Below are 13,616 nucleotides of genomic sequence, written 5' to 3'. Positions count from 1 at the left end.
TTTCTAGTTTTCGTGTAAAATTAGGGGATAAAAATTTTTTATAAGGCAGGTACGAAAATGAAAACAGCTATTGTTACCGATAGTACAGCATATATACCGAAGCATATTCGTGACGAACTCAATATATATATGATTCCATTAAACGTCGTGTTTGGAACGGAATCTTATCAAGAAGAGGCTGAAGTTTCAGCAAATGATTTTTATATAAAGGTACGTGAACAAGAGGAACTTCCGAAAACTTCGCAACCAGCAATTGGAAAGTTTTTAGAGTTATATGAAGAGTTATCTAAAGAATATGATGCAGTTATTAGCATTCACCTTTCCAGTGGAATTAGTGGTACATATCAAACAGCAACGGCAGCTGGACAGATGGTAGATGGTATTGATGTATATACGTACGACTCTGAAATTAGTTGTGAAGTACAAGGGTTTTACGTGCGTGAAGGGGCAAAATTAGTAAGTGAAGGGAAAGCCCCAGAAGAGATTATCGCTCGCTTTGATGAAATGAAGCAAACGATGGATGCTTATTTTGTAGTGGATGATTTACATCATTTACAACGTGGTGGAAGATTAAATAGTGCACAAGCTTTTATTGGTAGTTTGTTACAAGTAAAACCAGTATTATACTTTAGAGATAAAGTAATTATTCCATTCGAAAAAATTCGTACGCGTAAAAAAGCGTTAAAGCGTATCGTTGAAATCTTTGATGAGCAGGCAAATAAAGGTGTGCCTATGGAAGCTGTTATTATTCATGCGAATCGTGAAGAGGAAGCTAATGAATGGAAACAAGAATTAGAAGAGATATACCCTCATGTTACAATTCGTACGAGTTATTTCGGAGCTGTAATTGGGACGCATTTAGGTGAAGGTGCGCTTGGTTTAGGTTGGTATACGAAGTGATAAAGATATAAAAGCTCTCTTACTTGAAGAGGGTTTTTTTACGGGGATTTGACAAGTTAATATTTGGAAATGGTAAAATGTATGTAAAATTAAATAATAAGGAAAGTTTTATTACTTACTTTTTACAAGAAACTATATTATAATAGAAGAGAGGTGAAACATATGGAGCATAATTCTTGTTTATGTCCAAAGTTTGAGTCAGCTTTTACAATGCTTAGTAAGAAATGGACTGGCTTAATTATTAAATCTTTGCTCGAAGAGCCGAAACGTTTCAGAGAAATCGCAGATATTATACCGAATATGAGCGATCGTATGTTGTCAGAACGTTTAAAGGAATTAGAAGGCGAAGGTATTGTAGTTCGTAATGTTTACCCAGAAGTACCAGTTAGAATCGAGTACGGTGTAACTGATAAAGGGAAAGCGTTGGAAAGTGTTATGGATGAGGTCCAAAATTGGGCTGAGAAATGGATGAAGTAACGTTTCTATTTCATTCATATTGGAGTATTTTCAAAACGTAAGGAGTTCCCTTACGTTTTTTTCAATTCTATAAAAAACGGTGTAAGGCTCTTAAAATTCTACATATATATACAAATTTAGATATACTTTGCTATAGAGATAAATGTAATATTACATTTATTTTACAAAACCGTAACATTAGCAAAAAAACTCCCGAATTATGGTATAAATTTTAATAGGTTATATACGGAAAATGAAAAAAGAAAGCGGTGTAAAAAATAAAATGAAAAAGCTAAAAATGGCATCTTGTGCATTAGTTGCAGGGTTAATGTTTTCAGGGCTAACACCAAATGTATTTGCAGAAGGTAAAATTTCTGACGTGAAATCACAAATTAACACACAAAATGATACTTTACATAAACAACAACAAGAACGTGATGAATTACAAAAACAAATGAATGACTTAAACAAAACAATCCAAGGTTTGGATAAGTCTGTTCAAGAGAACGCTTCAAAACTTGATGAAACAACAAAAAAAGTTTCTGATACTGAGCAATTAATCGAAAATAAAAATAAAGATATTGCAGAACTACAAACAAAGATTGCAAAACGTGAAGAGTTATTAAGAAAACGTTTAGTTGCACTACAAGAACAGCCAAATACGAACATTGTAACAGAAGTTCTTGTAAACTCTAAAAACGTTGCAGATTTAGTTGATCGTTTAGCTTCTGTGTCTAAAATTATGGAATCTGACGAAGATATCATGAAAACACAACAAGAAGATCAAACGAACGTGAAAAAAGATGTTGAGACAGTAAAAGAAAAACAAAAAGAATTAAAAGAAGCACAAGCTCAAATTGAAACTGCTAAGAAAGAACTTGACGTTGAAAAAGAGAAAAAAGCAACAGCAGTAAACGATTTAAGTGGTAAAATGGATACAGTTGTAACTACAATGACAAGTACGGAAGGTCAATTGAAAGAGCTTGAACAACAGGCATTAAAATTACAACAAATCGCTGAAAAAGAAGCGCAAGAAAAAGCTGCACAAGAAGCTGCTGCTCAAAAACAAGCAGAACAAGCTGCTAAAGAAGCACAAGCTCAACAAGCTGCACCAGCAAACAATGCTGGACAAGCTCAAAAAGAAGAACCTAAAAAAGAAGAGCCTAAAAAAGAAGAGCCTAAAAAAGAGACACCTAAACAAGAAAACAAAAAACCAGAGCCAGCACCAGGTCCAACTCCGGCTCCTGGCGTAATTGGTAAAGCGCAACAATACTTAGGTAAGCCATATGTTTGGGGAAGTGCATCTCCATCAAACGGTGGTTTTGACTGTAGTGGATTTATTTCTTACATTTATGGTGTAGGTCGTCAAGACGTTGCAGGTTACTGGAACTCAGTTTCGAAAGTAAGTAGCCCACAACCTGGAGATTTAGTATTCTTCCAAGGTACTTATAAAGCAGGTCCATCTCACATCGGTATTTACGTTGGTAACGACCAGATGATTCATGCAGGTGATAAAGGGATTGCTTACGCTAGCTTAAGCAGTAGCTACAACCAAAAACATTTCTTAGGTTACGGTAGATTATAGGATTTATAATTGAATAAAAAACGTGTATAAAGTCGATAGCTTACTATTTTATAAGTAGGTTATCGGCTTTTTTGAGTTTTTACGAGATAAAGAGAAGGGTTTATAGTAGTGCTGGAGGTGGCTATTGATGATGTTAGCTGGTAGACAGTTACTGTTAGAAGAACTCTCTTCAGATTTGCAGAATAAATTGGATCATCTGAAAAGGAATCGAGACGTCGTTTGTGTACAAGGGGTAATTAAGAAGTCTTCAAAATATATGTGTCAGCGCTGCGGAAATATAGAGCAGCGACTATTTGTATCATTGCTATGTAAAAGGTGCAATGAAGTATGTACGTATTGCCGGAAATGTATAACGATGGGCAGGGTAAGTGAATGTACTGTACTTGTTCGCGGGATTGCTGAAATAAGCGGAGAAAGTTATTTGAATCCGTTACAGTGGGAAGGCGTTTTGTCTGACGGTCAGGAGTTAGCTGCGCAAAGTGTCGTTGACGCTGTTAAGCAGAAAGAATCATTTTTTATTTGGGCGGTGTGCGGGGCTGGAAAAACAGAAATGTTGTTTCGCGGAATTGCAGAGGCACTACAAAAGGGAGAAAGAGTTTGTATTGCAACGCCGAGAACGGACGTTGTACTTGAATTAGCACCAAGATTACAAGAAGTGTTTCCAAATATAAATGTAGCTGCTTTATACGGAGGGAGTTTAGACCGAGAAAAAGATGCGGCGTTAATCGTTGCAACTACACATCAATTGTTACGTTATTATAGGGCGTTCCATGTCATGATTGTAGATGAGATAGATGCTTTTCCGTATCATGCAGATAAGATGTTGCAGTATGCAGTAAACGAAGCGATGAAAGAGAAGGCAGCACGTATTTATTTAACTGCAACTCCAGATGAAAAGTGGAAGCGTAAGTTGCGAAGTGGTAAGCAAAAAGGGGTTATTATTTCAGGGCGATACCATCGTCATCCATTGCCAGTTCCGATATTTCAGTGGTGCGGAAATTGGAAAAAGGGTCTTATACGTAAAAAAATTCCTCGTGCTTTATTACAATGGTTAAATCTGTACTTATCGAAACGATACCCCATTTTTTTATTTGTTCCTCATGTGCGATATGTAGAAGAAATTAGCCAGTTATTAAAATCATTAAACAATCAAATTGACGGTGTGCATGCAGAAGATCCGGCGAGAAAAGAGAAGGTAGCAGCTTTCAGAAAAGGAGAAATCCCTTTATTAGTTACAACGACGATTTTGGAACGAGGAGTAACTGTTAAAAATTTGCAAGTTGCAGTTTTAGGAGCTGAGGAAGAAATATTTTCAGAAAGTGCTCTCGTTCAAATTGCAGGGCGTGCTGGCAGAAGCTCTGATGAACCGCATGGAGATGTTATCTATTTTCATTATGGAAAGACAGAGGCGATGGTTCGTGCGAAAAAACATATTCAAAGTATGAATAAGAGTGCTAAAGAACAAGGACTGATAGATTGATGCATTGTCTACTTTGTGATGAGTATATTTCATATGCGATTAGTTGGTACACTTTTTTTGTTAAGCTTCATAAAAAGTATATATGTGATAGATGTGAACAAAAACTTTCCTATATTATAGGAGATATTTGCAAGGAGTGTGGTCGGCCTTTAGAACTTGTACCAGCTGAATATAAAAATGGGGATATTTGTATGGACTGCATAAGGTGGACGAACGAGCAGTGGTTTCCGTCTCTCATAAATCGTTCGTTGCATGTGTATGATGAAGGGATGAAAGAAATATTAGCACAGTTTAAATTTCGAGGAGATGCTGAATTAGTGCATATTTTTCATCAGCCTTTTCGAAGTCTTTTTCAAAAATATTTTGCGAATGTTTCAGTTGCCATTCCGGTTCCTCTTAGTGAAGAGCGAGAATACGAGCGTGGTTTTAATCAAGCGGAGTTACTAGCTTCTTGTTTGCCTATCAAAATGTTTTGTACATCATTAAGAAGAATAGAAACAGAAAAACAAAGTAAGAAGAAGCGTAAAGAAAGGATATCGGGAGTTAATCCTTTTTATTTTCAGGGAGAAGAGATGTTTCATGAGCAACACGTTTTAATCGTGGATGATGTGTATACGACAGGAATTACTGTTAGGCAAATTGGAAGCCTTTTGTATGATCGAGGAGCGAGAGAGGTTTCTTGTTTGACGCTTTGTAGAGGTTAATATGTGAATGTCGAAAGGAGTAATAAAAAGACGACAGGTCTTCTTTGACTTACAGTCTTGTCATTCGCTATAGTCAGAATATGGGGCGAATGCCCTGATTTTAAGAGTGAAGGGAATGGAATGAACATGCAAGGACGAGTAAAATGGTTCAATGCAGAAAAGGGATTTGGGTTTATTGAGCGTGAAGATGGTGACGATGTGTTTGTTCATTTTTCTGCTATTCAACAAGATGGGTATAAGTCGTTAGAAGAAGGTCAACAAGTGGAGTTTGATATTGTTGATGGAGCACGTGGGCCACAAGCGGCTAATGTTGTGAAACTGTAAAAATTAAGTTTTTGGAAAAGATAGAGCTGTATTTTTAGCAGCATTATATAGATGGCGAAAGCTCTTGCTCGTAACAAGGGCTTTTTTGTTTTAGAGGGGTTGTCAAAAAGTTGTTTCTTTTCTGTAACTAATTGTCCACAGTTACATTCGTTATTCACGATGTTAATAGGATAAAATAAAGATAGAAACGATGCATCTTTTCATTTCAACAAAAAACGATAAAAAAATCGCAATTCCACTAATTTTTTAAAAAAATTAGAAGGAGTTTTTAAGCCAATGTCGAAATTATAGTACATAGGCTTGAAAGGAGGAATTCATCTATGAAATTCAACATTCGTGGTGAAAATATTGAAGTAACTCCAGCATTAAAGGAATATGTAGAGAAAAAACTAAGTAAATTAGAGCGTTATTTTGATACATTCCCAGAGATTAAGGTTAATTTAAAAGTATACTCTGACAAGCAACGTATCGAGGTAACAATTCCATTTACAGATTTATTACTTCGTGCAGAAGAAACAAATAGCGATATGTACGCTGCGATTGATTTAGTAGTTGATAAAATTGAGCGACAAATTCGTAAACATAAAACAAAGGTAAACCGTAAATTACGTGAGAAAGGTTCTGTGAAAACTAACTTTATCCTTCCGGAAGCAGTAGCTGTTCTGGATGCGGTAGAAGAGGATGAATTAGAACTTGTACGTACAAAACGATTCGATTTAAAACCGATGGACGTTGAAGAAGCGATCTTGCAAATGGATATGCTAGGACATAGTTTCTTCGTCTTCACAAATGCTGATACAAATGAAACTAATGTTGTATATGGCCGTAAAGACGGGAAATATGGTTTAATCGAAACTAAATAATAATTCGAAGGCGCAGCCGAAATGGCTGCGCTTTTTTTATATGTTTTTGCCTTCCTATCTTGTAATATTGATATGAATTTAAATGGCTTATTCGTAATAAAATTTAGAAGTCATGTTTTGTAACAGTCAATTGTATTACTATTCCAAAAGGATCTCGCACAATGGCGTAACCAGGGCTGAAGGAGTTTTTTTCAAAAGGTGTTAAAATATAAACCTCATCATGTTGAATTAGATTGTGATAGAGTGCTTCAATGGTTTGGAAATCTTTAGATTGAATGCATAATGATGAGCTATTACTTAATTGCCAAGGGCGTGTGGAATCCACTGCCTGTTCTGCAATCATAATTTTATTAGTGCCAATTTGTAAAACGGAATGGGTAATATAATGTTCTTGGCTTTCTTTATACGTGAAATTCGGATCTATTTCTTTCATTTCATATCTAGCTAGTTTTGGTAAAACTATAAAAATAATTGAGCCATCTTCTTTAAAAGAGAACTTGAAAGAATACTACTTAGATTTAATACAAAATTTGTAACGAATAGATAGTAGTTTGTTGGAAGAAATAAAATAAAATAAAAACTTTTTCTGAATCTACGGCTCGACATTTGGACGATTGTTGTCATAGTTATAAGACAAGTGTTACAATTATCATTAGGTTTATACATTTTAGCTTTTTAAATTAGGAGAAAAATTGGCATAACATTAATTTGATTTTTATAACGACTGATTGTAAAGAGAAAAAGAAAGCAATCGGAAGTTTTATTTTAATAAAAGAGGAGCGTATTTCCTATGATCGGTATTTTAAAAAAGGTATTTGATGTCAACCAACGCCAAATTAAACGTATGCAGAAGACAGTGGAGCAAATTGATGCATTAGAATCATCTATTAAGCCGCTAACTGATGAACAATTAAAAGGAAAGACGATTGAATTTAAAGAACGTCTAACAAAAGGTGAGACAGTAGATGATCTACTTCCTGAAGCTTTTGCGGTTGTTCGTGAAGCAGCGAATCGTGTTCTTGGAATGCGTCCATATGGCGTACAGCTAATGGGTGGTATCGCCTTACATGAAGGAAATATCTCTGAGATGAAAACAGGTGAAGGTAAAACGTTAACATCTACTTTACCTGTATATTTAAACGCATTAACAGGAAAAGGTGTTCACGTTGTTACAGTCAATGAATATTTAGCGCAACGTGATGCGAGCGAAATGGGACAACTTCATGAGTTCCTTGGCCTAACTGTAGGGATTAACTTAAATAGTATGTCACGTGAAGAGAAACAAGCTGCTTATGCTGCTGATATTACGTATAGCACAAATAACGAGCTTGGGTTCGATTATTTACGTGACAACATGGTGTTATATAGAGAGCAGTGCGTTCAGCGTCCACTTAATTTTGCTATCATCGATGAAGTCGATTCTATTTTAGTCGATGAAGCACGTACGCCGCTTATTATTTCGGGACAAGCTCAAAAATCAGCAGAGCTATACATGTTTGCAAATGCATTCGTTCGTACATTAGAAAATGAAAAAGAATATTCATTTGATGTGAAAACGAAAAATGTAATGTTAACAGAAGATGGTATTACGAAAGCTGAGAAAGCTTTCCATATCGATAACTTATTCGATTTAAAACATGTAGCACTTCTTCACCATATTAATCAGGCGCTTCGTGCACACGTTGTTATGCACCTTGATACAGATTATGTTGTACAAGAAGGCGAAATCGTAATCGTAGACCAATTCACTGGTCGTCTTATGAAAGGTCGTCGTTATAGCGAAGGTTTACATCAAGCTATTGAAGCAAAAGAAGGCGTAGAAATTCAAAATGAAAGTATGACGCTTGCAACAATTACGTTCCAAAACTACTTCCGTATGTACGAAAAATTATCTGGTATGACTGGTACAGCGAAAACGGAAGAAGAAGAATTCCGTAGTATTTACAATATGAATGTTATCGTAATTCCAACGAATAAAGATATTATTCGTGATGATCGTGATGATTTAATCTTCAAATCAATGGAAGGTAAATTCAATGCAGTTGTTGAGGATATTGTAAATCGTCATAAGCAAGGGCAACCTATTCTTGTTGGTACAGTTGCAATTGAAACGTCAGAGCTTATTTCAAAAATGTTAACACGTAAAGGTGTACGTCATAATATCTTAAATGCAAAAAACCATGCGCGTGAAGCAGATATCATTGCAGAAGCTGGTACGAAAGGCGCTGTAACAATTGCGACGAATATGGCTGGTCGTGGTACGGATATTAAGTTAGGCGAGGATATTAGAAACGTCGGTCTAGCAGTTATCGGTACAGAGCGTCACGAAAGCCGTCGTATTGATAATCAGTTACGTGGTCGTTCTGGTCGTCAAGGGGACCCTGGTGTAACACAGTTCTACTTATCAATGGAAGATGAACTAATGCGCCGCTTCGGTTCTGACAATATGAAAGCGATGATGGATCGTCTTGGTATGGATGATTCACAGCCAATCGAAAGTAAAATGGTTTCTCGTGCTGTAGAATCTGCGCAAAAACGTGTGGAAGGAAATAACTATGATGCACGTAAGCAGCTATTGCAATACGACGATGTACTTCGTCAACAACGTGAAGTAATTTATAAACAGCGTCAAGAAGTAATGGATTCAGAGAACTTACGCAGTATTATTGAAGGTATGATGAAATCTACGATAGAACGTGCTGTTGCACTTCATACGCAAGAAGAAATCGAAGAAGATTGGAGCATTAAAGGTCTTGTCGATTACTTAAATACAAACCTTCTTGAAGAAGGAGATGTAAAAGAAGAAGAGTTACGTCGCCTTGCTCCAGAAGAAATGAGCGAATCAATTATCGCGAAATTGTTAGAGCGTTATAACGAAAGAGAGAAGCTTCTACCTGAAGAGCAGACGCGTGAATTCGAAAAGGTTGTTGTATTCCGTGTTGTAGATACGAAATGGACAGATCATATCGATGCAATGGATCATCTTCGTGAAGGTATTTATTTACGTGCTTACGGACAAATCGATCCACTTCGTGAATACCAAATGGAAGGATTCGCAATGTTCGAGTCGATGATCGCTTCTATTGAAGAGGAAATCTCTCGTTACATTATGAAAGCTGAAATTGAGCAAAACTTAGAGCGTCAAGAAGTTGTTCAAGGTGAAGCTGTTCATCCATCAAGCGATGGCGAAGACGCGAAGAAAAAACCGGTTGTAAAAGGTGACCAAATGGGACGCAACGATTTATGTAAATGTGGTAGTGGCAAGAAATATAAAAACTGTTGTGGCATTGGGCAGTAATAAGAAACTGTAGTTTTAGACTGCTTTGCAAATTTTTACATCAAAAATGTATAATGAAAAGGATTAAACTCTCTCCGTAATAAGCGGAGAGAGTTTCCCTTGTTTTCATATGAAAGTAACAGCAATTACATAGAGGTGAAGGAAATGGAATTAGTAGAAATTAGGCAAGAATTAGAAAAAATGGCTAAGAGATTAGCGGCTTTTAGGGGGTCTCTTTGACCTTCCTACTAAGGAAAAACAAATTGCAGAATTAGAAGAAACGATGATGGGCGCAGGATTTTGGGATGACCAACAAGGTGCACAAGCTGTAATTAATGAAGCGAATGCGCTGAAAGATATGGTTGGAAGGTTCCGTCAGTTAGATGAGACGTTCGAAAACTTAGAAATGACGCATGATTTACTTAAAGAAGAGTATGATGAAGATTTACATGAGGAACTAGAATCTGAAGTGAAAACTTTAATTCAAGAAATGAATGAGTACGAGCTGCAGTTACTATTAAGCGATCCTTATGATAAAAATAACGCTATTTTAGAATTACACCCAGGTGCAGGTGGAACAGAGTCACAAGACTGGGGTTCTATGTTATTACGTATGTACACGCGCTGGGCTGAAAAACGTAAGTTTAAAGTAGAAACGGTTGATTACTTACCGGGCGATGAAGCTGGTATTAAGAGTGTTACATTATTAATTAAAGGTCATAACGCTTACGGTTACTTGAAAGCGGAGAAAGGTGTACATCGTCTTGTACGTATTTCACCGTTCGATTCTTCAGGTCGTCGTCATACATCGTTCGTATCTTGTGAAGTTGTACCTGAATTCAATGATGAAGTTGAAATTGAAGTGCGTACAGAAGATTTGAAAATAGATACGTATCGTGCAAGTGGTGCAGGTGGACAGCACGTTAATACGACAGATTCAGCAGTTCGTATAACTCATCTACCAACAAACACGGTTGTAACATGTCAGTCAGAGCGTTCTCAAATTAAAAACCGTGAGCATGCGATGAAAATGCTAAAAGCGAAATTATATCAAAAGAAATTAGAAGAACAACAAGCACAATTAGATGAGATTCGCGGAGAGCAAAAAGAAATTGGATGGGGAAGCCAAATCCGTTCTTACGTATTCCACCCGTATTCTCTTGTGAAAGACCATCGTACAAATACAGAAGTTGGTAACGTACAAGCAGTTATGGATGGGGAAATTAATCCGTTTATTGATGCGTATTTACGTTCTCGTATTTAATAAGAGAAAAAGCCAACAGAATTGTTGGCACATGCTGAGGTCCAAGAGGATATAAAGAGGCTTATCTTATTTATATTGATGAAATAAAGAGGAAGAGAAGTTGGAAACGACAACTTCTCTTTTTGATGAGATTATATGTAGAATACAATGCCGTATATTGTTTTGTAAAAGGTAGAGAATAGTAAAACAAAGTGGTAATAGAGTAGGACTTTATATAGAATTTCTCAGTTTTGATTGGAGAAAAAGGCTCTTTATAGAACTTTCTAAGGTGTTCACAGAATTGAAACAATTTATGAAGGCTTATTTTAATAGGCTTCTCACTATATTTGTGAAAAATATGAAATACACCTTAGTTTTTCTATATAAAGATAATGCTTATAATAAATATTGAATGTGTTATGAAAACTATTGCCTAGTTATGAATGAAAAGAATATCAACAATGGGGAGCGATAGAAGTGAAAAAGAAATTGTTGGCTATTACGCTGGGGACGTCAGTCGTTTTTGCTTTAGGAGCATGTGGAAATAAAGAAGAGAGTAAACCATCAAAACAATCTGCAAGCACAGATAGCGCAGAGCAAATTTACCAAAAAAGTTGTATAGGTTGTCACGCTAAAGATTTATCAGGAGCAACTGGACCAGATTTACGAAAAGTAGGACAGAAATATGACGCAGCAGAGATTGAAAAGATTATTGAAAAAGGCCGCGGTTCAATGTCACCAGGAATTATTCAAGGTGAAGATGCGAAAAAAGTAGCTGAATGGTTAGCGGAGCATAAATAAGAAACGTAATTAATAAACGAGCTGATTGTATAACTTGACCGAAAAGTGCTTCGAGTTAAGTAATTACATGAGCTCGTTTACCTTTTATTGGGATGTAACATAACTGTAACAAAATTGTATCCGAACTGGAAACCGATTGATGTTACAATGGGGTTTGTAGAATTTTGATGAAATATATTACATAGAGTAGCGTTGCTAATAAAAAGCATGTATGGAAGCTACCTTCAACAAGAATGGTCGAGCGAAAATAAAGGTTTTTCTTTTATTTTCAAATGTACAGAAAAGTATTTCGAAAAAAATCATTAAGTATTGGGTGATAAATAATGATAAAAATGACGAATGTTTATAAGGAGTACCCAAATGGTATGAAAGCCATTGCTGGTCTCACAGTTAACATTAAACAAGGTGAATTCGTATACGTAGTTGGACCGAGTGGAGCCGGAAAATCTACATTTATTAAAATGATGTATCGTGAAGAGAAGCCATCTACAGGATCAATTAATGTAAATGGACTTGTAATTGAAACATTAGCAGAAAGAGATGTTCCGTATTTCCGTCGTCAATTAGGCGTAATTTTCCAAGATTTTAAATTGCTACCTAAATTAACGGTATATGAGAATGTTGCGTTTGCTTTAGAAGTAATTGAAGAAGAGAAGGAAGCGATTCGTGAGCGCGTTACAGAAGTGTTAGGTCTTGTTGGTCTTGAAGAGCGTGCCGATGCACTTCCAAACGAGCTTTCGGGCGGAGAGCAACAACGTGTGGCGATTGCAAGAGCGATTGTAAATAAGCCAAAGGTTGTAATTGCCGATGAGCCAACAGGTAACTTAGATATTGAAACAGCTCTTGATATTATGAAGATTTTTAAACGTATTAATGAGCGTGGTACAACGATTGTTATGGCGACACATAACGCAGATATCGTAAATACAATTCGTCATCGTGTAATTGCAATTGAAGGCGGAAAAATTGTTCGAGACGAGATTGAGGGAGGATACGGATATGAAGGCTAAAACCCTTAGTCGACATTTGCGAGAAGGTGTGAAAAATCTATCCCGTAACGGATGGATGACATTTGCTTCTGTAAGTGCAGTAACAGTTACATTATTACTTGTAGGTGTCTTTTTGACAGCGATTATGAATATGAACCATTTTGCGACGAAAGTAGAGCAAGATGTAGAAATTCGTGTGCATGTTGATCCAGCAGCAAAAGAAGCTGATCAAAAGAAATTAGAAGAAGATATGAGTAAAATTGCGAAAGTAGATTCTATTAAATATTCTTCTAAAGAAGAAGAGTTGAAACGTTTAATTAAAAGCTTAGGCGATAGTGGAAAAACGTTCGAGTTATTTGAGCAAGATAACCCACTGAAAAACGTATTTGTTGTAAAGGCGAAAGAACCAACAGATACGGCAACTATTGCGAAAAAGATTGAGAAAATGCAGTTTGTAAGTAATGTTCAATACGGTAAAGGTCAAGTTGAAAAATTATTTGATACTGTAAAAACTGGTCGTAACATCGGGATTGCGTTAATTGCGGGTCTTCTATTCACAGCGATGTTCTTAATCTCTAACACAATTAAAATCACAATTTATGCTCGTAGTACTGAGATTGAAATTATGAAACTTGTTGGTGCAACAAACTGGTTTATTCGTTGGCCGTTCTTGTTAGAGGGATTATTCCTAGGAGTATTAGGATCAATTATTCCAATTGGCCTAATTTTAGTTATGTATAATTCGTTGCAAGGTGTGTTTAATGAAAAACTTGGCGGAACAATTTTCGAGCTTCTACCATACAACCCATTCGTATTCCAATTAGCTGGTTTATTAATGTTAATCGGTGCATTAATCGGTATGTGGGGAAGTGTAATGTCAATTCGTCGCTTCTTAAAAGTATAAAAAGTTGCAAACATAATTCGTACAAGCTTATCATATAGTAGAAATAGCAAAAGGCATCACACATCGTGTGATGCCTTTTGCTACACCACC

13 protein-coding genes and 1 pseudogene are annotated in these 13,616 nt (G+C 36.3%); 13 read left to right on the top strand and 1 reads right to left on the bottom strand.

Annotation, left to right across the window (positions count from 1 at the left end; all coding sequences use genetic code 11):
• The first annotated feature begins 57 nt into the window (after positions 1 to 57).
• From MHH66_RS25845 to hpf, 7 genes are all read left to right on the top strand, one after another.
• The gene (locus tag MHH66_RS25845; protein ID WP_002016143.1) at positions 58 to 900 is read left to right on the top strand and encodes a DegV family protein; all 843 of its coding nucleotides are present in this window, start codon (positions 58 to 60) and stop codon (positions 898 to 900) included.
• A 162-nt stretch (positions 901 to 1,062) separates the two neighbouring features.
• On the top strand, positions 1,063 to 1,377 hold the full coding sequence (locus MHH66_RS25840) for a winged helix-turn-helix transcriptional regulator (protein ID WP_002089608.1): 315 nt from the start codon (positions 1,063 to 1,065) through the stop codon (positions 1,375 to 1,377).
• A gap of 232 nt (positions 1,378 to 1,609) precedes the next feature.
• Positions 1,610 to 2,941, top strand: coding sequence for a C40 family peptidase (locus tag MHH66_RS25835; protein ID WP_078184831.1), 1,332 nt, complete (start codon positions 1,610 to 1,612; stop codon positions 2,939 to 2,941).
• A gap of 130 nt (positions 2,942 to 3,071) precedes the next feature.
• The gene (comFA, locus tag MHH66_RS25830) at positions 3,072 to 4,421 is read left to right on the top strand and encodes an ATP-dependent helicase ComFA (RefSeq protein ID WP_100248593.1); all 1,350 of its coding nucleotides are present in this window, start codon (positions 3,072 to 3,074) and stop codon (positions 4,419 to 4,421) included.
• Positions 4,421 to 5,125 carry a ComF family protein gene (locus tag MHH66_RS25825; RefSeq protein ID WP_078184829.1) on the top strand — a complete coding sequence of 235 codons (705 nt, stop codon included), beginning with the start codon at positions 4,421 to 4,423 and terminating at the stop codon, positions 5,123 to 5,125. The genes comFA and MHH66_RS25825 overlap by 1 nt, the downstream gene beginning before the upstream one ends.
• A gap of 126 nt (positions 5,126 to 5,251) precedes the next feature.
• On the top strand, positions 5,252 to 5,449 hold the full coding sequence (cspC, locus tag MHH66_RS25820; RefSeq protein ID WP_001990088.1) for a cold shock protein CspC: 198 nt from the start codon (positions 5,252 to 5,254) through the stop codon (positions 5,447 to 5,449).
• 320 nt (positions 5,450 to 5,769) lie between these two features.
• Complete coding sequence (hpf, locus tag MHH66_RS25815; protein ID WP_002034758.1) at positions 5,770 to 6,312, top strand: ribosome hibernation-promoting factor, HPF/YfiA family; 543 nt, start codon at positions 5,770 to 5,772, stop codon at positions 6,310 to 6,312.
• Positions 6,313 to 6,415: 103 nt separating this feature from the next.
• Here the strand turns inward: hpf and MHH66_RS25810 are convergent, their stop codons facing one another.
• On the bottom strand, positions 6,416 to 6,784 hold the full coding sequence (locus MHH66_RS25810; RefSeq protein ID WP_227590941.1) for a VOC family protein: 369 nt from the start codon (positions 6,782 to 6,784) through the stop codon (positions 6,416 to 6,418).
• Between MHH66_RS25810 and MHH66_RS25805 the strand changes: the two are divergent.
• From MHH66_RS25805 to ftsX, 6 genes and pseudogenes are all read left to right on the top strand, one after another.
• Positions 6,744 to 6,848 (top strand): annotated as a pseudogene (locus MHH66_RS25805) (helix-turn-helix transcriptional regulator); the annotation flags it as partial. The gene MHH66_RS25810 and the pseudogene MHH66_RS25805 overlap by 41 nt on opposite strands.
• 254 nt (positions 6,849 to 7,102) lie before the next feature.
• Positions 7,103 to 9,610 carry a preprotein translocase subunit SecA gene (gene secA, locus MHH66_RS25800; RefSeq protein WP_078184828.1) on the top strand — a complete coding sequence of 836 codons (2,508 nt, stop codon included), beginning with the start codon at positions 7,103 to 7,105 and terminating at the stop codon, positions 9,608 to 9,610.
• Between the two features lie 144 nt (positions 9,611 to 9,754).
• Positions 9,755 to 10,853, top strand: a protein-coding gene (gene prfB, locus MHH66_RS25795; protein ID WP_098167533.1) for a peptide chain release factor 2 whose coding sequence is annotated in 2 segments (ribosomal slippage) — positions 9,755 to 9,826 and positions 9,828 to 10,853 — 1,098 coding nt in all. Because the reading frame shifts where the segments join, the coding sequence is not laid out codon by codon here.
• A 456-nt stretch (positions 10,854 to 11,309) separates the two neighbouring features.
• The gene (gene cccB / locus MHH66_RS25790) at positions 11,310 to 11,633 is read left to right on the top strand and encodes a cytochrome c551 (protein ID WP_002016129.1); all 324 of its coding nucleotides are present in this window, start codon (positions 11,310 to 11,312) and stop codon (positions 11,631 to 11,633) included.
• Positions 11,634 to 11,956: 323 nt separating this feature from the next.
• Positions 11,957 to 12,643 carry a cell division ATP-binding protein FtsE gene (gene ftsE / locus MHH66_RS25785; protein ID WP_003192357.1) on the top strand — a complete coding sequence of 229 codons (687 nt, stop codon included), beginning with the start codon at positions 11,957 to 11,959 and terminating at the stop codon, positions 12,641 to 12,643.
• Positions 12,633 to 13,526, top strand: a complete 894-nt coding sequence (gene ftsX / locus MHH66_RS25780) for a permease-like cell division protein FtsX (RefSeq protein WP_002089596.1) — start codon at positions 12,633 to 12,635, stop codon at positions 13,524 to 13,526. Before ftsE ends, ftsX begins: the two co-directional genes overlap by 11 nt.
• The last annotated feature ends 90 nt before the right edge of the window (positions 13,527 to 13,616 follow it).

This window comes from Bacillus sp. FSL H8-0492, from assembly GCF_038006145.1.
Taxonomy (GTDB): domain Bacteria; phylum Bacillota; class Bacilli; order Bacillales; family Bacillaceae_G; genus Bacillus_A; species Bacillus_A mycoides.
This window is presented reverse-complemented; position numbering and strand designations above follow the sequence as displayed.